18 protein-coding genes and 1 pseudogene are annotated in these 22,175 nt (G+C 36.8%); 11 read left to right on the top strand and 8 right to left on the bottom strand.

What is annotated here, in order from left to right; all coding sequences use genetic code 11:
- Window positions 1–48: 48 nt before the first annotated feature.
- Window positions 49–1,872 carry a tetratricopeptide repeat protein gene (locus AC3ITD_RS16025; protein WP_489361221.1) on the bottom strand — a complete coding sequence of 608 codons (1,824 nt, stop codon included), beginning with the start codon at window positions 1,870–1,872 and terminating at the stop codon, window positions 49–51.
- A gap of 267 nt (window positions 1,873–2,139) precedes the next feature.
- Here AC3ITD_RS16025 and AC3ITD_RS16020 point away from each other — a divergent pair, with 267 nt between their 5' ends.
- The 3 genes from AC3ITD_RS16020 (at window position 2,140) to AC3ITD_RS16010 (ending at window position 6,530) form a co-directional block, all read left to right on the top strand.
- Entirely contained in the window at window positions 2,140–4,026 is a 1,887-nt protein-coding gene (locus AC3ITD_RS16020) for a S9 family peptidase (protein WP_489361219.1), read from the top strand.
- 3 nt (window positions 4,027–4,029) lie between these two features.
- Window positions 4,030–5,703, top strand: a complete 1,674-nt coding sequence (locus AC3ITD_RS16015; protein WP_265798483.1) for a sensor histidine kinase — start codon at window positions 4,030–4,032, stop codon at window positions 5,701–5,703.
- Between the two features lie 137 nt (window positions 5,704–5,840).
- The gene (locus AC3ITD_RS16010; protein WP_056848356.1) at window positions 5,841–6,530 is read left to right on the top strand and encodes a response regulator transcription factor; all 690 of its coding nucleotides are present in this window, start codon (window positions 5,841–5,843) and stop codon (window positions 6,528–6,530) included.
- 86 nt (window positions 6,531–6,616) lie between these two features.
- Here AC3ITD_RS16010 and AC3ITD_RS16005 read toward each other — a convergent pair whose 3' ends face one another.
- The 7 genes from AC3ITD_RS16005 to AC3ITD_RS15975 form a co-directional block, all read right to left on the bottom strand.
- Complete coding sequence (locus tag AC3ITD_RS16005; RefSeq protein ID WP_489361216.1) at window positions 6,617–7,861, bottom strand: metallophosphoesterase; 1,245 nt, start codon at window positions 7,859–7,861, stop codon at window positions 6,617–6,619.
- Between the two features lie 54 nt (window positions 7,862–7,915).
- On the bottom strand, window positions 7,916–8,662 hold the full coding sequence (locus tag AC3ITD_RS16000; protein ID WP_489361214.1) for an AAA family ATPase: 747 nt from the start codon (window positions 8,660–8,662) through the stop codon (window positions 7,916–7,918).
- A 39-nt stretch (window positions 8,663–8,701) separates the two neighbouring features.
- Window positions 8,702–10,189: a magnesium chelatase gene (locus AC3ITD_RS15995; protein WP_489361212.1), complete on the bottom strand. Its 1,488-nt coding sequence runs from the start codon at window positions 10,187–10,189 to the stop codon at window positions 8,702–8,704.
- Window positions 10,190–10,260: 71 nt separating this feature from the next.
- Window positions 10,261–10,554: a DUF3861 domain-containing protein gene (locus AC3ITD_RS15990; RefSeq protein ID WP_489361210.1), complete on the bottom strand. Its 294-nt coding sequence runs from the start codon at window positions 10,552–10,554 to the stop codon at window positions 10,261–10,263.
- A 51-nt stretch (window positions 10,555–10,605) separates the two neighbouring features.
- The gene (locus tag AC3ITD_RS15985; protein WP_056848359.1) at window positions 10,606–11,703 is read right to left on the bottom strand and encodes a vWA domain-containing protein; all 1,098 of its coding nucleotides are present in this window, start codon (window positions 11,701–11,703) and stop codon (window positions 10,606–10,608) included.
- Between the two features lie 244 nt (window positions 11,704–11,947).
- A complete protein-coding gene (locus tag AC3ITD_RS15980; protein WP_489361207.1) occupies window positions 11,948–12,634 on the bottom strand; it encodes a pirin family protein in 687 nt (228 codons plus the stop codon).
- Window positions 12,635–12,636: 2 nt separating this feature from the next.
- Entirely contained in the window at window positions 12,637–13,140 is a 504-nt protein-coding gene (locus AC3ITD_RS15975) for a hypothetical protein (RefSeq protein ID WP_265798477.1), read from the bottom strand.
- A 246-nt stretch (window positions 13,141–13,386) separates the two neighbouring features.
- Between AC3ITD_RS15975 and AC3ITD_RS15970 the strand changes: the two genes are divergently transcribed.
- The 8 genes and pseudogenes from AC3ITD_RS15970 (at window position 13,387) to AC3ITD_RS15935 (ending at window position 22,156) form a co-directional block, all read left to right on the top strand.
- Window positions 13,387–13,686, top strand: coding sequence for a hypothetical protein (locus tag AC3ITD_RS15970; RefSeq protein ID WP_489361205.1), 300 nt, complete (start codon window positions 13,387–13,389; stop codon window positions 13,684–13,686).
- Window positions 13,687–13,823: 137 nt separating this feature from the next.
- Window positions 13,824–17,126, top strand: coding sequence for a preprotein translocase subunit SecA (secA, locus tag AC3ITD_RS15965; RefSeq protein WP_265798475.1), 3,303 nt, complete (start codon window positions 13,824–13,826; stop codon window positions 17,124–17,126).
- A gap of 115 nt (window positions 17,127–17,241) precedes the next feature.
- Window positions 17,242–17,439, top strand: coding sequence for a type II toxin-antitoxin system Phd/YefM family antitoxin (locus tag AC3ITD_RS15960; protein ID WP_489361202.1), 198 nt, complete (start codon window positions 17,242–17,244; stop codon window positions 17,437–17,439).
- A 107-nt stretch (window positions 17,440–17,546) separates the two neighbouring features.
- A pseudogene (locus AC3ITD_RS15955) lies at window positions 17,547–17,783 on the top strand (Txe/YoeB family addiction module toxin); the annotation flags it as partial.
- A gap of 135 nt (window positions 17,784–17,918) precedes the next feature.
- Window positions 17,919–18,362 carry an SPOR domain-containing protein gene (locus tag AC3ITD_RS15950; protein WP_463485003.1) on the top strand — a complete coding sequence of 148 codons (444 nt, stop codon included), beginning with the start codon at window positions 17,919–17,921 and terminating at the stop codon, window positions 18,360–18,362.
- Window positions 18,349–19,533 (top strand): M20 metallopeptidase family protein, encoded by a 1,185-nt coding sequence (locus AC3ITD_RS15945; RefSeq protein ID WP_489361200.1) that lies wholly within the window; start codon window positions 18,349–18,351, stop codon window positions 19,531–19,533. Before AC3ITD_RS15950 ends, AC3ITD_RS15945 begins: the two co-directional genes overlap by 14 nt.
- 58 nt (window positions 19,534–19,591) lie before the next feature.
- A complete protein-coding gene (locus AC3ITD_RS15940; RefSeq protein ID WP_489361198.1) occupies window positions 19,592–20,530 on the top strand; it encodes a hypothetical protein in 939 nt (312 codons plus the stop codon).
- Window positions 20,531–20,587: 57 nt separating this feature from the next.
- Complete coding sequence (locus tag AC3ITD_RS15935) at window positions 20,588–22,156, top strand: serine hydrolase (protein WP_489361196.1); 1,569 nt, start codon at window positions 20,588–20,590, stop codon at window positions 22,154–22,156.
- Window positions 22,157–22,175: the final 19 nt, after the last annotated feature.

The raw sequence follows: 22,175 nt of genomic DNA, 5'->3' as shown, positions 1-22,175 counted from the left end.
AAGCTAATTTACAGTTTTTGTTGATTATTTTTTCGAACTAATGCTGCATTAAACCCCATCTCCCCGTAAGTTTCTAAACCTTTTGCGTGCTTCTGCACTGAACATACTGCCGGGGTAATCAGTAATCAGTTTTTGGAAGTAAAGTTTAGCCTGTACAATGTCGTTCAGTTTTTTCTCGTACAAATCGCCAAGTTTAAACAGCGCATCATCAGTCCAGATGCCATCTTTAAAATCTTCGCTTAATTTTTTTAGGATATCTGCAGCTTTTTGGAATTCGTTTGACTTAATAAGGATTTTTGCCTTGGTCATCATTACTGCATCAGCAAGGCCATTCTGCGGATAAGCAATGGCTATACTATCTAGCTTATTGATTGCTTTTGCTGGTAAATTTCTAAAAATCAACATTTCGGCATCAGCGTACATTTTCAAAGCATTACTATCTGTAGGGGTTTGAATATTATCAGAAATTAAAAGACTTAAATTCAAAGCATCGTTAGCTATTAATTGTGAAGTCGCAGCCTTTAATACCTGGCATTGGCCATTACTATATTCAAAATTACCCTGATAAAAGGAAAGCTTTGCGCTTCGAAAACGAGCTTCATTACCTATAGATTGCCCTTCAAACTGTTTGCTCACTTGCTCATATACCAAAAAGGCCTCCCAAGGTTGGTTGGTAAGAATGTAAACATCACCCAAATCCAGTTTCAACTGACCAAGATCCTGGCTACTTAATCCTGGCATTTGTAAAGCTTCTTCCAAACCTTTTTCGGCCTTCTCAGCCTGATATAAATAATATGCATGCAGATTGGCTAATTTCTTAATCGCGAATAAAGTGTTTTTATTTTTTCCATTTTCATCCAGCAGAGTTTGATAATCTTTGGCTAATAAATTAAGGTCTGCTAAAATTGGTTTGCCAGTAGTTTGGATATTGTATTTGGTATTTAATAGTTCAATTTTGGATGGTAAATAGTATGGATTATCTTTACCTTTAGTGAGTAGGTACTCATAAGCTTTGATAGCAGTTTCGTAAGCGCTATTATCAACGAAAGTATATATAGCATTAAATAAAGTACCGCCATCGGCTTTAGTGCGTTTATCAAAAGCAATCAACTGGCGCAACGCCATGTCAAATTCTTGCTGTTGAATGTAATTCCAGGTTAATAACTGGATATAAACCTCTGCATCCGGAAATTTTTGAATCTTTTTCAAAATGCCTATTTGAAAGGTTTGATAATCGGCCTTGTCATCAAAAATTACAGGCAAGATGGCTTGCGCTTGTGGCAGTAACTGTGGGAGTGTGGCTAGTGCATCTAAATATTCCTGCATTAGCATGGGTTTATCCTTTTTAAAACGGTAAATGTTTAAAAGCTCATAAACAAAAAACTCATCATTGCCTAATATTTTCCTGCCTTGTTTAAAAGTTTGAACAGCGAAATCATAATTTTCAAATCTATAAAAGCTATTGGCCAGACTACGGATTTTAAACTCATCTTTTGGTAGTTTACTGATTACCTCATTGAAAATTTTATTGGCTGCCTGGATATCGCCCTTTTCTTGATAGAGCTTGCCTAATGCAACAGGATAAGCTTCATTTTCTGGGCTTTGCCGCATGAGCTTCTTTACCGTTTTTTCGGCAACATCGTAACGTTTTAATTTTAAAAGAGAATTGAAATAGATATCAAAATAGCCTTCATTGTTAGCACTGGCAAAAACTTTCTCTAATAAAACGACAGCTTTTTCATATTCTCCGTCACGATAATACTGAATAATTAACGACGTATTATCGGTTGCAAGAGGTGGGTTTAGACGTAAAACTTGCGCATTAGCACCTAATGTTAACAAGAAAAATACAAATACGATTAGTCTATTCATTATGCCAATTATAAGGTTTAAAAGTAATTAAAAAGGCTGAAAGCTAAAAACCCGATTGGTAAACATCAACTAAATGGATTTAGTTGAAAGCTAAGGCAAAGACCGATTAATTCCAATAATAATGTTACCTGCAATTTATTTTCTCTCTATTTTTTAAATACTAAATTGAGCCCGTTGGCATCTCATTTTGATAAGTAACATTGTTGGTGTAAAGCATAGTAAACTAACAGGGTTCCTTATTTTTGTCATCCCGTGAGAAATTAATTTATGTTAAAAAGAATTATTCTATTTGTTTTAGTAGCTTCAGTTTGGGGATGTAAGAATCCGCAAAAGGGGGAGACTATACCTGTAGATGATTTCTTTAAAACGTTCGATAAAGCTTATTATCACATCTCTCCGGATGGTAAAAGCTTATCGTACTTGAAACTTCAGGATAAGAAACTCGATCTTTTTGTTGAAGATTTAGCTACAGGAAATAGTGTTCAGCTGACGCATTTAACCGAAAAAACAATCAGTTTTCATTTCTGGACAAGCAATAATGAATTGATCTATTACACTGAAGATGAATCTAAAGACCGACGTTCGGATATTTTTGTAATTAACAAAGATGGAAGCAAGCAGGTACAACTTAGTGCAAATGAAAAAACACGTTTAAAGGTTATCGAAGATCAGCTTATTGACGATAAATATATCATTGTTGCATCCAATAAAAGAGATTCTACAGTGTTTGATGTTTATCGTTTAAATGTGAGAAATGGTCAAATGGATATTGCGGCTAAAAATCCAGGGAATATTACCGAATGGATGACGGATAACAAGGGTGTTTTAAAAATTGCTATCGCCAGTGATGGTGTAAACGAAACACTTTTATATCGCGAAAATGAAAATCAGTCGTTTCAGCCGGTTTTCAGCAATAATTTTGAAACCACTTTCCGACCTGTTGCATTTTCTGAGCAAGAGCCAAATGTGCTTTATGCGATATCGAATGTGAACAGGGATAAAAATGCGCTAGTTTCTCTCGATTTGAAAACAGGTAAAGAAAAGAAAGTGCTGTTTGCAAACGACACTTTGAATGTAGTGGATGCGAGATATTCACGGGCACAAAAGAAGATGCTGTTTGTAACCTGCGAAACTTGGAAAAAGCAAAAATACTATCTGGATAGCGATTCCAGAGATACCTACAGTAAAATTGATTTAAATTTGCCAGGCTCCGAATGGCGGATAATGGATAAGGACAAGCAGGAAAAAGTTTTTGTGATTAGAACTTTTACCGATAAAAGCCCAGGTTCGTACTACTTATATACGGCAAGTGATAATAAATTAAAAAAACTTACTGATATTAATTCTTCAATTAAAGAAGAGATGATGTGCGATATGAAGCCGATTAGTTTCAAAAGTCGCGATAGCTTAACCATTAATGGGTACCTCACGCTACCGAAAAACAAAAAAGCAACAAATTTGCCTGTTGTGGTATTGCCGCATAATGGGCCGGGGGGAAGAAATAGTTGGGGTTATAACGCTGAAGTACAGTTTTTGTCCAGTCGGGGTTATGCTGTTTTGCAGGTAAACTACAGAGGATCAACAGGTTATGGAAAATCATTTTATGCAGCTGGGTTTAAACAGTGGAGCGATAAGATACAGGAAGATGTAAATGATGGTGTGCGCTGGTTAATCGAAAAGCAAATCGCCAATCCTAAAAAAGTGGCTATTTATGGGAATGGTTTTGGCGGTTATATTGCATTAAACTGTTTATATAAAAATCCCGATCTTTACAACTGCGGCGGATCAAATTCTGGAGTAATTAACTTATTTAGTTATCTGAAAACAATCCCTCCGTTTTTAAAATCGAACCTGCAAATGTATTATGAAATTGTTGGCAATCCGGTAACCGATACAGATTATATGCGTTTCGCATCACCCGTATTTCATGCCGATCGTTTTAAAACGCCTGTTTTTATTGCGCAAAACCCTAAAGATCCACGGGTAAATGTAGCAGAAGGCGTTCAGTTCATCAAAGAGTTGAAAAAGAGAAATGTACCAGTTACCTATATTGAGAAAGAAGAAGGGCCGAACCCTGTATTACGCCAGCAAGGAAGAACTGCATTGTATAAAGCGTTGGAAGAGTTTTTAAAAACAAATCTGAGCAAGAAATAAATTATGGCCCTCGACAAAAAAAGTGGTTATCGCAAGAATTTCTCGCTTGGCGTTACCTTTATTGTTCTCATCTCGATTCTATTTATTCTATCATTATTTTTGGCTTTTAATTTCAGTAAAAAGTCTATTGAAAACGAATTTGTATCAGAAAAAGTAAACGTTTTAGAGCAAAGCATTAAAGCTTACAACGATTTTTTTCAGAACAAGATGCCTGAAATATCTTATTATAATGGCTTTTTGGATTCTGCAACTGCGGCAAAATTTGTAGATACCGTAACGATTAAATATCCATTTATTTCGAAAGTTACTTTTTATGATACCGAGGTAAAAAACGTCGCTGTGAAAGACGGCATGAACGTCGGAAATTTGTCTATCGGACCGAAATCCATCTACCAATTTGGTAAAACCGTAGCACCAGATTCGGTAAAGCTGTTTTCTGAATTTGATACACGATCTTTTAAAGTTGGAGATGATTTTAATGCAATGGCTTACAAACTGGTAACCTTTGTAGACCTATTAGATACTGCAGCTGTACCCACCCAGGAAGAACTTTTCACCAATTTTTCTGTAGTAAAATCAAATAAAATCACTTACCTAAACATTCCCCGACGCGAAGATTTAAAAATCTACAAGGATATGATGCGTCGTAAGCTGAACCCTTTGCCGGTTTATCAGCAGGATATGTTGGTATTTCAACTTGACCCAAATAAGATCAAGGTAATTAATACAAGACCATTGTTGTATCAAAAAATTGAAGTTGAGCCTTTAACCTATGACCCAATTGATACTTCTGATGAGAATATGACTACTGAAATTGCTTTGCCGGGTGCATTTTCTGATTTCAAATTATATTTCACCTCGTCAAAATCATATATCAAAAAAGAGATATTTATTTACTTTATGCCGATTGCTTTAGTATTGCTTTTGGTGTATGGCGTATTATTGTTGGTAGCTTTTCTAATCTATCGTAATCTCAACATCAACAGTAAAATGTTTAAGCTTCAATATGATTTTGTAAACAACCTTACCCATGAGTTTAAAACGCCGGTTAGTGTAATTAAAATTGCGGGCAATAACATTAAAAGTGCAACTGCATTAAGTCAAAAAGAGCAACAACTCTATGGTAAAATTTTAGATGAAGAAGCGGATAAACTCAATGGCTTAATGAACAAGCTACTGGCTTTTACTCAAATTGAAAACAAAGCCATAAAGCTTAACCAGGAACAGGTAAATATTGAAGATTTCATCGAAAGTACAATTGAATCGCACACGTTAAAACATCCTGATTTTAAAATTACTTATGAAGTTGTAGGGTTTAAAACCTTTATTACTGACCCGGTGTTATTAGGAAGCCTTTTCGATAATTTAGCAGAAAACGCTTATAAATATTCTAAACCTGCTCACAAGATACTTCATATTAGTGCAAAGCTAATTAAGGGTGTTTTGGTTTTTAGGTTTGCCGATAAAGGAATTGGTATTCCGGCATCTGAATTAAACAATATATTTAAAAAGTTTTTCAGGATACAGAATGAATACAACCAAATGGGAAGTGTAGGCTTAGGTTTGGCATTTTGTAAAGAACTGGTTAACTTTATGCAGGGAGAAATCTCAGTTAAGAGCAAAGTGGGCAATGGCACAGAGTTTAAAATTGTGCTGCCTTATAATAGTTCAAAGTAGAAAGTTAAAACTAGAAAGGCGATTGAGGCTATTTGAACTTAATGCATTGAAAATTAAAATACTATAAAGTCTGAATGTTTTGTTTGCCACGGTTAACATTTCAACCTTTGAACTTTACAACATATAAACACACAAAAATGTCTAAAGAAGTAAAAATATTAATTGTTGAGGATGATGAAAATCTTCGCTTTTTAGTCGCACATCGTTTAAAAACTGAAGGCTATAATGTTTTAGAAGCCAATGATGGCGAATCGGGTGAGCGGATGATTATAGCTGACCAACCAGATATTGTTTTATTGGACTGGATGATGCCAGGAAAGCAAGGTGCCGAAGTTTGTGAAAGTGTTCGCAAACAAGGTTTCGAAAACCTGATCATTATGATGACGGCCAAGGCACAGGATGTTGATAAAATTGATGCTTATAACTTTGGCGCATCAGATTATATTACCAAGCCATTTAATATGGATGTTTTGGTTGCGATGCTGGAAAGTAAAGTAAAATTCATCGTAAATAAAGATACCGCTGAAATTCACCGTTTTGGTAATATGGAGCATCATCCGAATATTCATACTTTATTTAGAGACGGAAAGAAAATTGAGCTTACCATTTTAGAAAACCGAATTTTGCTTTATTTCTTGCGCAATCCTGGAAAAGTAATTAATCGCGATGAGTTGATGTTGGTGGTTTGGGGCTACAATTCGGATGTTAACACCCGTACATTGGATATGCACATTGTTCGCCTGCGTAAAAAGATTGAATTAAATCCAGATAATCCGCAATTGTTGCAAACCGTTCGCGGTGTAGGTTATCGTTTTAATGCGGGATAATAAATGATTGAATGAGAGAATGTTTGAATGAGGGAATTAGAGGCTGTATGCTGGAAATATTCGCTCATTCAACCTTATTAATTTGCTTAAGCCCTTTTCAATGTAAATACCGTTATTTCTGGCAGAATTCCAACTCTTCCCGGATAGCCTAAAAATCCATAACCTACGTTAACGTAAAGCTGTTGCTTTTGCTCCTGATACAATCCGGCCCATTCTTTATATATGTATTGCACCGGACTCCATTGGTATTCTTTTAAGCGAACGCCAAACTGCATTCCATGGGTGTGGCCACTGAACATTGCATCAATTTGCGGGTATTTTTGTAGCACTTCACCCCGCCAATGCGAAGGGTCGTGACTGAGCAATAATTTCACTGGCAAGTCGTCGGTATTTTGAACAGCCAGTTCCATTTTACCATATTTTGGAAAACGGCCCATTCCCCAGTTTTCTATACCTAAAATACCAATTTCTTCACCATCAACTTTTAATCTGCGGTGTTCGTTCATCAACAACTCGTAACCCATTATTTTATGTACATCAACCATATCCTTCAGGTTTTTAACCTTTGCAGGAGATGATATTTTGCCAAAATAGTAGTCGCCATAATCATGGTTCCCCAAAGAAGAATATACGCCCAATGGCGCTTTCACCTTTGCGAAAATATCTTGATAATCTTTAACTTCATTGGTGAGGTTATTAACCAAATCACCGGTAAAGAAAACAAAGTCAGGTTTTTCGCCCATTAGCATTTCTACACCACCTTTAACTGCGGTTTTGTTATAAAAACTACCGGAATGGATATCGGAAATTTGGGCCATTGTAATTCCATCGAAAGCTTTTGGAAGATTAGGTAGAATTAGATTTACCTTTCTTACCTGGTAATCGTAAGCACCCGAGATAATGCCCCAGCTTAAAGAAGTTAAAGGAACTGCTGCTGCTACTAAACCAGCTTTAACTAGAAACTCTGAACGTGAAATCGGTTCTGCTTGGCTTATTGGCTGGTCTTCTGCAGTAGGTTTTTTTCTGAAAATCTTAATGAATAACCTACGTAAATCATCGAACACTAAAAATGGCAACATTGCAAATTTGCAGGCTACTGTGAGAAAGAAAGCCACTAAGATGATAGCTCTTAAAGTAAGAAACAGGTTTAAATAAATTCCTGCGAAAACGCCAACAATTAAAAGAATACTATAAGACCAATATAAAATTCCAAAAACCTTTTTGGTGCGTGGTTTCCAGTTTTTAAAAACAGAAACAATTGCTTTGTAGCAATAAATATCGAATGCAATAATAAATATACAGGCAACGATAATGAAAGGAAGTCTTCCCATACTCGGGTTGTTCAATTTAAATTAAAAATTTGGGTACTTTATTAACCTGCTAAATTAAGTATTTGCAGTCAATAAACTACTTAGAATTCTGTCAGGGTTATCGAGAAAGGATTTGTAAACCCGATAAACTTCAGTTTCCTCATAGCTCACCCTCATAATATCTTCGTCAGCCATTTCATAAATTGATGCATTTGGGTATGCCAGCAATATTGGAGAATGTGTGGTAATAATAAACTGTGCATTTTGATTCACCAAGCTGTTAATTTTGGATAACATTGCAATTTGTTTAGTTGCAGAAAGTGCCGATTCGGGCTCATCCAGAATATAGATACCATTTCCGTTAAATCTATTCATAAATAGTGACCAAAATGACTGCCCATGAGATTGCTTATGCAACGAAAGTCCGCCATAAGAGTCAATGATTTTTGGTTCTCCACCTTCTTCATCAAGTTTGTCAATCTCGCTGGCAACATTGTAAAAACTTTCGCCCCTTAAGAAAAAACCATCTTTTGGTTTCTTAAAACTTTTGGCTATTGTTAAATAGTTGTGTAAATCGGAATGGCTTTCAGTACTTTTAAAATTGAAATTCTTACTTCCTCCTTCAGCATTGAAACCAAGATTAATGGCAATTGCCTCGGTTAATGTCGATTTGCCAACTCCATTTTCGCCAGTTAGAAACGTTACTTTTGGATGAAAAACCAATTCTTCGAAAGATTTTAAACAAGGAATATTAAACGGATATCTTTCTGGAAGATTTTGCCGATTTAGCCTCAGCGATAAAAGATATCCGTTAAATTCCATTTAGTTTATTCTAGAAGTTATTAAATTTTTCATTAATTACTACCTAAAATCGTCTTCATCTTCTTCCTCGTTAAACTCGGCATTAAATAAACTGCCAAACATATCTGAGAATCCAAAACCTCCGTTCAAATAATTTTTGCTCAATTGAGAATATTCTGCGAGGCCGTGCAACACAAATTCCATCAAAAGAAGGGTTTGGTTTTCACTTAATTTAGGATGAAATTTCTTTACCGTATCATATAAACTTGGAACCAGCATCAATGCCTTTTTGTATTGCGCATTGGTCAATGTATCGGTAACATCGATATTATTTCCTTCAGTAAACCATTCGGTAATTTCACTATATGGATTAGCCGTTTTGGTTTTCTTTGCCTTTTCAGGATCTGGGAAATAGCGGGCAAATAAAGTTTTGACAGCTTTGCCGATTAAAGTTGTTGCCACATGTGCAGGCCCTTCCAATTCACCTTCGTAAACCAACTCTATTTTACCGGTAATAGCAGGGATTATCCCCGCCAAATCAGATAAACGAACAAAAGTGTTTTTCTCACCCGAAATTAACATCCGTCTTTCGGCTGTGCTAATTAAATTCTCATAAGCTGAAATGGTTAGTCTTGCCGATACCCCCGATTTCTGATCAATGTATTCGCTTTTTCTTGCCTCGAAAGCAATTTGCTCCACTAAATCTTTAACTAACCCATCCGCTTCAATATTAGCCCGTTGCTCGCTGGTGAGCTTGGCTTCTTGAAAAGTAATTTTACGGGAAATTTCGATGCTTTTCGGATAGTGGGTTAAAATCTGACTTTCAATTCTATCTTTCAACGGAGTAACAATGCTTCCGCGATTGGTGTAATCTTCTGGATTTGCCGTAAACACAAATTGGATATCCAAAGGCAAACGGAGTTTAAAACCACGAATTTGTATATCTTTTTCCTGGAGCATGTTAAACAGAGCCACCTGGATACGAGCTTGCAGATCGGGCAATTCGTTAATAACGAAAATACTGCGGTGCGCTCTTGGAATTAACCCAAAGTGAATAACACGCTCATCGTTGTAAGTCAGTTTTAAAGTAGCGGCTTTAATCGGATCGACATCACCAATTAAATCGGCAACGGTAACATCAGGCGTAGCCAACTTTTCGGTATAACGCTCGCTGCGGTGTAACCAGGCGATCTCGGTTTCATCACCTTGAGTAGCAATTTCGTTTTTTGCATACCATGAAATAGGGTTCAATGGGTCATCGAAAATTTCGCTCCCAGCAACGTACGGAACATATTCATCTAATAAGTTTACCATTAAACGGGCAATACGTGTTTTAGCCTGTCCGCGTAAACCCAGAAGTAAAATGTTATGACGGGAAAGAATTGCAGTTTGCAACTCCGGAATCACCGTTTCATCGTAACCAATAATCCCTTCGAATTCCGTTTTCTTATCTCTAAGTACCTTAATTAAGTTCTCTCTAAGTTCTTCTTTTACACTCCGAGATTTATAATTTGTTGCCTTTAACTGGCCTAATGTTGTGTTTTGCATATATCTTTTTTATGAGTTATAGGTTATGTGTTGCCAGTTTCCTAATTTAAACCTAAAACTTTTACTTTAACTTACTTGCTTTTCAGCTTCTTCATGAATTCGCCAATAGCAGGCTGCAATTCTTTGAAAATTTCGTTCTCTCTATTTTTGAGCATCACCTCGGTAAACATTTTTAAACCAATGGCAAACTCAACAGCTTGATTTTCATCTTCAAAAATACCTTTGCCTTTTACTGCGTTGATAATGTTAAAAATATTATCGTAGTTATCGAACTCTAGCGTTAACGGATCGTTTATACCATCATCTTCTTTTGCTAAAGATATTTCTTCTAATGTTAACTTATAAGTATTTGTGCGTTTAGCCATGTTTAATTATTTTGATCCCTTATCTCAGTACCAGAGATGGGGAAATTCTGACTATTTTACAGTCTTTCTCCTATTCTTAATGTAATCTTCAAAAATGTATTCACCTAATCCGTTTAGGGAGCTGTAAAAAGCTCTTCCGCCATTAATTTCGGTAAACTGGCGAACGAATTGTTGGAGGTATGGGTCCTTTGCAATCATAAACGTGGTGATTGGAATTTTCAATCGCTTACACTGTGCAGCCATATTTAAGGTTTTGTTAATCACCTTTCTGTCTAGGCCCATGCTGTTTTTGTAGTACTTTCCATTTTCTTTCAAACAGGTTGGCTTTCCATCTGTAATCATAAAAATTTGCTTATTATGTGTTTTTCGGCGGCGAAGTAAATCTGTAGCCAACTCTAACCCAGCAAAAGTATTGGTGTGATAGGGGCCAACTTGAAGGTAAGGTAAATCTTTAACAGTAATCGGCCAGGCGTCATTACCAAAAACCACGATATCTAAAGTATCTTTTGGATACTTCGTTTTAATAAGTTCGGCTAAGGCCATTGCCACTTTTTTGGCGGGAGTAATTCTGTCCTCCCCATATAAAATCATGGAATGCGAAATGTCGATCATCAACACGGTTGAGGTAAGTGTTTTAAAATCCTTTTCCTCTACCTCTAAATCTCTATCAGTTAGGGTAAAATCGCCAATTCCATGGTTAATTTGAGCATTTTGGATTGAGGCAGTCATATCGATCTGGTCCAAACTATCGCCAAAACTATACTCGCGTCTATCGGCGTTTTTCTCTTCACCAATACCCGATTGGTTGCTATTGTGATTCCCTCTGCCAGATTTTTTCAGCTTTCCAAAAATCTCGTCCAAGGCCGATTTCCGGATAGTTTGTTCTGTTTTGGCAGTGATTTTAAACTCTCCCGATTGATTGTCTTCAGTCAGGTAGCCTTTTTCTTTCAGGTCATCGATGAAATTTCCGATGCCATAATCATTGTTTGTTAGCTTGTATTGCTTGTCAAGTTCATTGAGCCAGCTTAAAGCCTCTGCCGCATCACCTGCTGTATAGTTAAGCAGTTCGCTAAACAATTTCAGCAACTCATCAAACCCACCTTGTGGCGTATCGCCAGGCTTATAATCAGAAAAACGAAAACCTCTCATGTATGTGTATTAACGGATTATTAAAGGTAAAAGTTTCGATTTGGATTAATTTAAGCGGGGTGTCATATTTGGGTGAAAGCAGAAAGACGGCCGAGAAAAGGTTAAATCAAAAACACTAGCGAGAAAAGTTTGAATAGCAACGTGGGATTCAAAACGTCGAAAGCAATGGACATCTGCCAGCTTGCGTTCTTCAAGTGCATAATTTATCGAAACACTTCGTCTTGATTCAGCTGGATCATATTTGCTATAGATGTTCCAATACCAAAATGACTGCGTTATCGCTCAATGACACAATGCGAACCTGTTCTAAATCCCAAAGCGACAGACCATCCCTGGTTTTCAATTTTCTTCCTTCAATTTCAAAGGTGCCATCAATTACTAAGAAAAAGAGTTTGTGATCTTTGTTTTGGTTCTTATAAATCAAGTGCTGGCCATCGGTAAAACTACCTGCATTTAGCTTGAACGGAAGTTTAGGATGATTAACAATTTCAATGAAATGTTTTTTATCTTCCTCAAACTCGAATTTGAATAACATTTCGCTTGCCCTAAGCAAGAACATATCGGTGTTAATTCCCAACTGGGTATAATGGATTTCCTCATTTGGATAAGGATTACTGATTTCTAAAACCTCACCTTTACCTAAATTTAAAACCTGTACTTCACCAGTCTCAACTCCAAACTCTTTCCCTCCCTGAACAATGTCTATTCTTCCCGTAATGGGAAAAAATAACTGATAAGAATCTTCTTTGGAAAGAAAAAAAATCATTTTGCCAGCAGCTATAGTGTCATCATTGCAGATAAATAAATTTCCGATGGCATGCTCCTCGCTAAATAATTTTTCAAAGTTAAATGTGCTATATCTTTTTAATGCATCCGTTGTTTTTATGCCACGTTCATCAGCAAGGAATAATTTGTCAGGTGATAACCTCATTATTAAATAGTTTTTATAGAATGAATACTTACAAACGGTTGAATTTGAAGAAGATGAGTAAATACCTCTGGCTGGGTTACCTCACTGTATGGCGAGAGCAATAAATAGTGATGAAGGCTATCATGCCAGATCATAGGTTTAGAAAAAAAGTTGATGGCAACTTTATGTTGTTCGATATCATTGATGTCGGAATTAATAATCTCAAATTTAAAATTTTCGAAGGGTAGAAATTTTCTTCCAAGGTTATCCAAAATATCGGGAATAATGCCATTCAGTTGTCTTAGGTAACCTGTAATGGCTGCACTTACTAAAAAGTGAAGTTTATCTGCCTCTGGTACATTTAAAATTAGCTCGGCAAATGTATTGTACTTTTCTTCCTGATTGAAAAGCTGCGATTGCATTTGGAACTCTAAAAAACTGTCTTCATGTATAAACTTATCCCAATGGTTTAGGCTTGAATCATCAATTATCTTCCGGTAACCTATCGTAATTACTTTTTGCGGCATGGTCTAAAATTAAAAAAGGACGTCAGCATTTCCTAACCTCTTTTGCAAATAAAAATGATGGAATAACTTTACTTTGAATGTATGTCAACTGTAGTGTTTTTGTCAGTAATTAATTCACGAAAATGAATTCTTCTTACTTTGTAGCAAAAAAAGGTGTCAAATAAAGGATTCGAAATTAGGGGTATAGTTTTTGAGTAGGTGTAATTTCATTTTGTAAAAGATTAAAACTAGCTTTGGCGCAAATTAATGAAACACCTCGTTACCATATCTCTTGTATTTTTTAGCTTAACACACTTGGCAAAAGCCGAGCGTGTTGAAGGGCTAAGGATATTGAACGAATATTGTAGTGAGCACAAAATTAGTGTAAACAACCCCGGGAAAGCTTTCGTTCAGTTAAATGAGGAGCATAACCCTTACTTATTATCTTACACTGCGCTTGCTTTAAGCGGTACCCAAGCTCCATCAAAAACTGTTAAATATGTATGCATAAATCAGTTAATCTCTGATTTGACCATCCGTAAAAAGCCAAAAAACAATAGTCCATAATTTCGTTTTTCTAGATCTTTTTAAAAGATTTTATTCCCATTTAAACCCTCAGCAGCCCAATTGACTTATTACAAGTCAATATTCTGGTTGTTGGAGTCAACCCTTTTTCAATAGTAAATAAGATTTAAAATACAATAATGTTAGGATTTTTAGCGAAGATTTTCGGAAGTAAATCAGAGAGAGATATAAAGGCAGTTCAGCCATTGGTTGTTGCCATAAATGAACAATTTAGTAAACTAACGGTACTTAGTAACGACGAATTACGTGGGAAAACCATTCAATTTAAAGAAAAAATAGCTTCTTTTTTAGCTGATATCGATAGTAAAATTGCTGCCTTAAAAGCTGATGCTGAAGGAGATGGTCTGGATCTTCATCAAAAAACTGCCATATACGATCAGGTTGATGCTTTAGGTAAAGAGCGTGATACTGAATTGGAAAAAGTGCTATTGGAAATTCTTCCTGAAGCATTTGCCGTAGTTAAGGAAACTTCTCGTCGTTTGAGTGAAAACGATTATCTAGAAGTTACCGCAACACAGTTTGATAGAGATTATGCTGCTCGTAAAAGCAATGTGAAAATCGTTGGCGACAAAGCACAATGGGCCAATCGATGGGATGCCGCAGGTACCGAAGTAGTATGGAACATGGTTCACTACGATGTTCAATTAATTGGTGGTATTGTTTTGCACAGTGGAAAAATCGCCGAAATGGCTACTGGTGAAGGTAAAACTCTGGTTTCTACCTTGCCAGCATATTTAAATGCGCTTGCCGGTCAAGGTGTTCACATTGTAACGGTGAATGATTACCTGGCCCGTAGGGATAGTGAGTGGAATGGTCCACTATTCGAATTCCATGGAATTAGTGTCGATTGTATTGATAAGCATGAGCCAAACTCTGAGGAAAGAAGAAAAGCTTATGCGGCTGATATTACTTACGGAACCAATAACGAATTTGGCTTTGATTACCTGCGTGACAATATGTCGCAAACGCCTGATCAATTGGTGCAGCGTAAACAACATTTTGCAATGGTAGATGAGGTCGATTCAGTTTTAATTGATGATGCCCGTACACCATTAATTATTTCAGGCCCTATTCCTCGTGGAGATGAGCACGAATTTTATGAGTTAAAACCTCGTATTGAGCGTTTGGTAAATGCTCAGAAAGCTTATGTTTCTTCTGCTTTAAATGAGGCTAAAAAGTTAATCAATGCGGGTAACACTGGTACTGAAGAAGGTGAAGGAGGTTTGGCGCTATTACGTGCTTACCGCGGTTTGCCAAAGAATAAAGCATTAATTAAATTTTTGAGCGAAAGCGGTGTTCGTGGTTTGTTGCTGAAAACTGAAAACTACTACATGGCTGATCAATCTAAAAATATGCCTAAGGTTGATTCGGAATTGTATTTCTATATCGATGAGAAAAACAATCAGGTAGAATTGACGGAGAAAGGTATCGAATTGATTACTCAATCTGGCGAAGACCCTCATTTCTTTGTATTGCCAGATGTAGGTACTGAAGTAGCTGAACTGGAAAAATCTGATATGCCTTTAGAAGAAAAGGTTGTTCAAAAAGATGCTTTAATGCGCGATTATTCTGTTAAAGCAGAGCGGATTCATTCGGTAAATCAATTATTAAAAGCCTATACTTTGTTCGAAATTGATGTGGAATACATCATCGATGAAGGGAAAATTAAAATTGTTGATGAGCAAACGGGTCGTATTATGGATGGCCGTCGTTACTCTGACGGTTTACACCAGGCTATTGAGGCTAAAGAAAATGTTAAGGTTGAAGATGCAACCCAAACTTATGCTACCGTAACGCTGCAAAACTATTTCCGTATGTACCACAAACTTTGCGGTATGACGGGTACAGCAACCACGGAAGCAGGCGAATTCTGGTCGATTTATAAATTAGACGTGGTTGAAATTCCAACCAATAGAAACATTTCACGTCTGGACCAGCAGGATTATGTTTACCGTACTGTTCGCGAGAAATATAATGCCGTTGCCGATGAAATTGTAAAATTAACTCAAGCAGGCCGACCAGTATTGGTAGGTACAACGTCGGTAGAGATTTCCGAATTATTGAGCCGTATGTTGAAGCTTCGAGGAATTAAGCACAATGTACTGAATGCAAAAATGCACCAGAAAGAGGCTGATATTGTTGCAGAAGCTGGTCAGGCGGGAACAGTAACCATTGCAACCAATATGGCTGGTCGTGGTACAGATATTAAATTGGGCGCAGGTGTTAAGGAAGCTGGTGGTTTAGCAATTGTGGGTACAGAGCGTCATGAGTCTCGTCGTGTAGACAGGCAGTTACGCGGTCGTGCTGGTCGTCAGGGCGATCCAGGTTCATCACAATTCTTCGTTTCGTTAGAAGATAACTTAATGCGTTTATTCGGTTCTGAAAGAATTTCAAGCATTATGGTTCGTATGGGTATCGAAGATGGCGAAGTAATTCAACATTCGATGATTACCAAATCTATCGAACGTGCTCAAAAGAAAGTAGAGGAAAACAACTTTGGTATCCGTAAACGTTTGTTGGAGTACGATGATGTGATGAACTCCCAACGTACGGTGATTTATGCTAAACGTAAAAATGCCCTTTTTGGCGAGCGGTTAGATGTAGATATGAACAACATGGTTTATGATGTTGCTGAAGATATCGTTAATGAGTATAAACAAGAAGGAAATTACGATGGTTTTAAACTGGAAGTAATTAAAAACTTCTCTTTGGATACTGAAATTACAGAGAAAGATTTCTCGTCCACCAATGTAGCGCAATTAACAGAGCGTTTATTTGAAGAGGCTGAATCGTTTTACGCTCGTAAATCAGAAGCCATTATTCACCAATCGTTACCAGTTTTAACTCAGGTTTACGAAGAACGTGGTGAGCACATTGAGCAAATTGTAGTCCCATTTACCGATGGTATCCGTGGAATTCAGGTGGCTGTTGATTTAAAGAAAGCAATTGATAATAAGGGAAAAGAAGTTGTTCGTTCATTTGAAAAAACAATTGTTCTGGCCTTGATTGACGATAGCTGGAAAGAGCATTTACGTGAAATGGATGATTTGAAACAGTCGGTTCAAAATGCTGTTTATGAGCAGAAAGATCCATTGGTGATTTACAAAATGGAAGCTTTTAACTTGTTTAAAAACATGCTTAATGCAGTGAATAAAGAAGTAGTAAGTTTCTTGTATAAAGGTGGTATTCCTGTTCAGCAAGAAGCTGATGAGGTTAGAGAAGCACCAGCACCTGTTAAACAACCGAAATTGCAGACTACTAAGCAAGAGTTTGGTGCTGAGCAGCCAGGTGTAGAATTTGGCGATACCCGTGAGGCTGTTCCGCAACAACCGATTCGTAAAGAAGCAACTGTTGGGCGTAATGAGCCTTGCCCATGTGGAAGTGGCAAAAAGTTTAAAAACTGCCACGGAGCAAACTTGTAAAGGAGTTTTTAATCAAAACTATAAAAGCCTTAGCACTCACTAAGGCTTTTTTTATTCAGGTAATTTGCAATTACGGACATCTTGGCGTACATTTTTAAGTACTAAAGTTGTTTTTATGAAAGCTGTAACAATTTCTTCACTGAGGAATAACATGAAGAGCTATTTTGATGAGGCGTGTTCAACAGAAGATATTTTAATTGTCCCTCGCAATAATAACGAGGATGAAGCTGTAGTTGTAATTTCTATTAAGGAATATAATGCACTGACAGAAACGGCACATTTAATGTCGACAGAGGCTAATCGTAAACGATAAGAAGTTCGATTGAAAGCGTGAAAAAAGGTAATGTGAGACACTTTATACTTGATGACAAAGTATAATATAGGAACATGGTATTTACAGAAGAATGATGGGAAGACTTTGAGTATTGGAGAGATAATGATATTGAAGCTGAGAAAAAAATTAGGGATTTGCTTAAAGACATCAAAAGAACTCCATTTCATGGCTTAGGTAAACCGGAGCCTTTGAAACATAATATAAAGGGGTTTTGGTCTCGGCGTATTACCCGTGAACATCATTTAGTATATCAGGTTTCGGGTACTAAAGGTAAAGATCAACAATGTGCCGTAATTCAATGTTGGTTTCATTATAATAAATAAGTAACATTTTTCTAATTGTAGACAGTTACGAAGAATAAAACTACCATTTGCACAACCCATAAAGAATGCCGATTTTTGCGAAGAATTCGGCATTCTTGTTTTTAAACAATTCTAGAATGTCATGGTTAATTACAAATGAAGATAATACTCACGCTAATACTAAGCTTATTTCTGTTTTCAGCATCTTTTGCTCAGCGAGGCGAAGTAACTGTTATAAAAGATCCACTCATTGATAGTTTGATCGCAAAGCGTTCTGAAGTTTATAAAACGACCGGTGAAGTGAAAATAGGAAAGCCGATTGTTTCTTCTTATGGCTATCGGGTTCAAATATTTTATGGTTCAGATAGGAGAGAAGTGTTTAATCAACAGGCCAGATTTAAAAGTCTCTACCCAAAATTTAATACTTACCTTATTTACAAGGAGCCTAATTATTATATTAGAGTGGGCGATTTTAGAACACGTTTAGAAGCACAACGTTTGATGAATGAAATCCGACCAGCTTTCCCAACATTGTTTATTTTTAGGGAAAAAATTAATGCTCCACAATTAGATACGACTATCACTGATGATCAAAAATAAAGTCCAAGAACTTGCTGCCGCAATTTTTAACGATGTGGTAGGTTACCGTCAACATATTCACGCCAATCCTGAATTATCTTATCAAGAGTTCGAAACTTCAAAATTTGTTAAAGATAAGCTATCGGCTTGGGGAATCGAATTTAGCGATTGCGCAAACACAGGCGTTGTAGGTTTAATTAAAGGAAATTTACCATCAGATAAGGTGATTGCCTTACGTGCTGATATGGATGCCTTGCCAATTCTGGAAGCGAACGATAAACCATACGCGTCTAAAAATCCGGGCGTAATGCATGCCTGTGGTCACGATGTACACACCTCTTCACTTTTAGGTTCAGCTTATATCTTAAATCAATTGAAAGATGAATTTGGCGGGACTATCAAATTAATTTTCCAACCAGCAGAAGAGCTGTTACCAGGTGGTGCAAGTATCATGATTAAGGAAGGCGTTCTGGAAAATCCGAAGCCAAATTACATTGTTGGTCAGCATGTGATGCCTTTAATAGAATCAGGAAAGGTTGGTTTTCGTTCAGGTATTTATATGGCGTCAACCGATGAATTGTATGTAACCGTAACCGGAAAAGGTGGTCACGGTGCACAGCCGCACCAAAATATCGATCCGGTTTTAATTGCCTCACACATCATTATTGCCTTACAGCAAATCGTTTCCCGTAATGCCGATCCGCGTTTGCCATCAGTTTTGTCGTTCGGTAAAGTAACAGCAAATGGCGCAACCAACATTATTCCGAACGAGGTTAAAATTGAAGGTACTTTTAGAACTTTGGATGAAAATTGGAGAGCAGAGGCTCATAAACGCATGAAAAAAATGGCCGAAGGTATTGCCGAAGCCATGGGGGGAAGTTGTGATTTTGATATTCACAAGGGCTATCCTTTCCTTATCAATGAGGAAAAATTAACGGCTAATGCCAGATCATTTGCTGAGGAATTTTTAGGTAAAGAGAATGTAATTGATTTAGACATTTGGATGGCTGCTGAAGATTTTTCTTTCTACTCTCAGGTAACAGATGCTTGTTTTTACCGTTTAGGTACTGGTAACGCAGCAAAAGATACGCAATATTCTGTGCATACGCCAAAGTTTGATATCGATGAGGATGCACTTAAAATTTCTACTGGTTTAATGGCTTATATCGCCCTAAAGCAGCTCGGGAATTAATTGATGTAGTGGAACAATCAAGATCTCGCTTACATCACCATATTATATATCATTATACATGAAATTATTTTTGATTACCATTTTATCCGCTTTCATCTTTAGTGGTTTTACTCAAGAAATTCCTCGTTTTAATCCCGATACGATTAAAACAATTACTTTAGATTCTGTAGTGAATATTAAAGCGGAGCGGTTAAACATCGAAACTTTCATCAATAAAGTGGTAAACGATACATCTTTTTATCAATCATTTAGAGACATGAAGCGCTACAGCTTCATAGCTGAAAACAGAATCTTCAGCTATAACAAGAAAAACAAAGTTGATGGAAAAATTTATCGGAAAATAAAGCATAACAATGCCGGCCAGTATAAAATGGAATATCTGGTGAAAGAAGAAAGTGGTAATCTTTATAAGAAAAACGGTAAGTATCAACTATATACGGTAGAAATGTTCGATTACATTTTTATGAATGCCTATAACACCGATTTTGTGCCCAATGCACCAGCCGCTAACGGAAAAGGTGGTACCAACGAGAGCTACAAAAATAAGTTAAAAACACTAATCTTCAATCCCGGTCGGCCGGTAAAAGTGCCATTTATCGGCAGTAAAACAGAGATTTTTTCGGCAAATATGCGCCAATATTATGATTATGCTTTTACTAGTGGAACTTATTTGGATTCCATTCCTGTTTATCGCTTTAAAGTTTCTGTCAAGCCAGATATCTCGAGTTGGACAAAAGATGGCATCATGATCAAAGAACTGGTTACCATTTTTGATAAACGAAATTTCAATATTCTGGGGCGTTATGTTGATATGAAATATGGCAACATGCTGTTTGATTTTGATGTTCAAATGAATATTGAAATGGGTTATTTCGGCGATGATAAACTACCTACCAAGATTACCTATCAGGGCAATTGGGACTACCCTTTCAAAAAAGAAGAGCGGGCAAGCTTCCTCATTGTTCATAAAGATTACAAACTCGAAAAGGATAAGTAGGCGAAAAATGCTCCTGAAAGAATGATTATCTTTAAGCGATATTTAAACCCACCCTCCATGCGATTATCCTTTCAAAAAACTTTTATACAGGCGAGTTTTCTACTGATCCTTTGCAGTACAAATTTGTCTGCTCAGGTACTTACATCTAAACAAATCGACAGTGTTGCAGAAAAAACCTTAACTGCTTTAAATGTTCCTGGTATTGCTGTAGCAGTAGTAAAAGATGGAAAGGTAATCCACGCCAAAGGTTATGGTGTTCGGTCTTTAAAAAATAAATTGAAGGTTGATGAAAATACCCTGTTCGGTATTGCCTCGAACACCAAAGCATTTACAGCAGCAGCCTTAGCCATGCTGATAGATGAAAAGAAAATTACCTGGGACACGAAAGTAACCGACATAATTCCTGAGTTTAAACTATACGATGCATACGTTACTTCTGAGTTTACCATCAGTGATTTACTTTCGCATAGAAGTGGATTAGGTCTAGGTGCTGGTGATTTAATGATTTGGCCTGATTCTTCAACGGTTTCGAAAAAACAAATCATTCATAATTTAAGGTATCTCAAACCTGTTTCTAGTTTCCGTACCAAATGGGATTACGATAACTTACTTTACATCGTGGCCGGCGAAGTAATCGAACGGATTTCTGGAATGAAATATGAAGATTTTATTGAGCAAAAAATTGCGCAACCATTAGGCATGAATAGTACTGCCCTTTCTTTTAATCGATTAAAAGACAAAACAAATATCATTGATGCCCATGCGCCTGTCAATGGGAAATTGTCGGTCATCCCAAAAGATTTCTCTGAGAATAGCAATGCCGCTGGTGGAATGAACTCGAGCGTAGCAGATTTAAGCAAATGGGCAATTACGCAATTAAACGGGGGTAAGTATGGCGAGAAGTTAGACAAAACCTTATTTAGCAGAGCTTCGCAGAACAGAATGTGGACCTTGCACAGCATCATCCCTGCTGGAAAAGGCGATTATAACACGCATTTCTTTGGTTATGGACTAGGTTGGTTTTTGAGTGATGAAAAAGGTTATATGGTTGCTGAGCATACCGGTGGTCTTGCTGGAATGGTAAGTGAAGTAACTATAATACCAGATTTGAAATTGGGTATAATCGTGCTGACCAATCAACAATCTGGCGGCGCTTTTACTGCAATTACTGAAGCCATTAAGGATGGCTATTTCGGTATCAAAGGTAAAGACAGAGTTAAAGAGGTAACCGATAGTGAGAAAGAAGATAAGGAAGATGCTAAAAAAGTGACTGATAAAATTTGGGCTGATATCGCTTCTGCTCAAAAAGACGGTACTAATAAACCAGATTTAAAAAATTATTTGGGTGAATACAACGATGTGTGGTTTGGTCTAGTTACCATTAGCAATGTAAATGGAAAAATGCATTTCCAGGCAAAAAACTCCCTAAAGTTAACCGGCGATATGGTGTATTACAAAGACAATACTTTTATTGTTAAATGGTACGATAGAAGTATGGATGCGGATGCATTTGTTAACTTTTCGCTGGATACCGAAGGAAAACCTACAGGCTTTAAAATGGAGGCAATTTCTCCATTAACCGATTTTAGCTTCGATTTTCAGGATCTGGACCTTAAAAAAAATTGATCAAAAATAATCAAACCTA

The organism is Pedobacter sp. KH_004, assembly GCF_057840755.1.
This window is presented reverse-complemented; position numbering and strand designations above follow the sequence as displayed.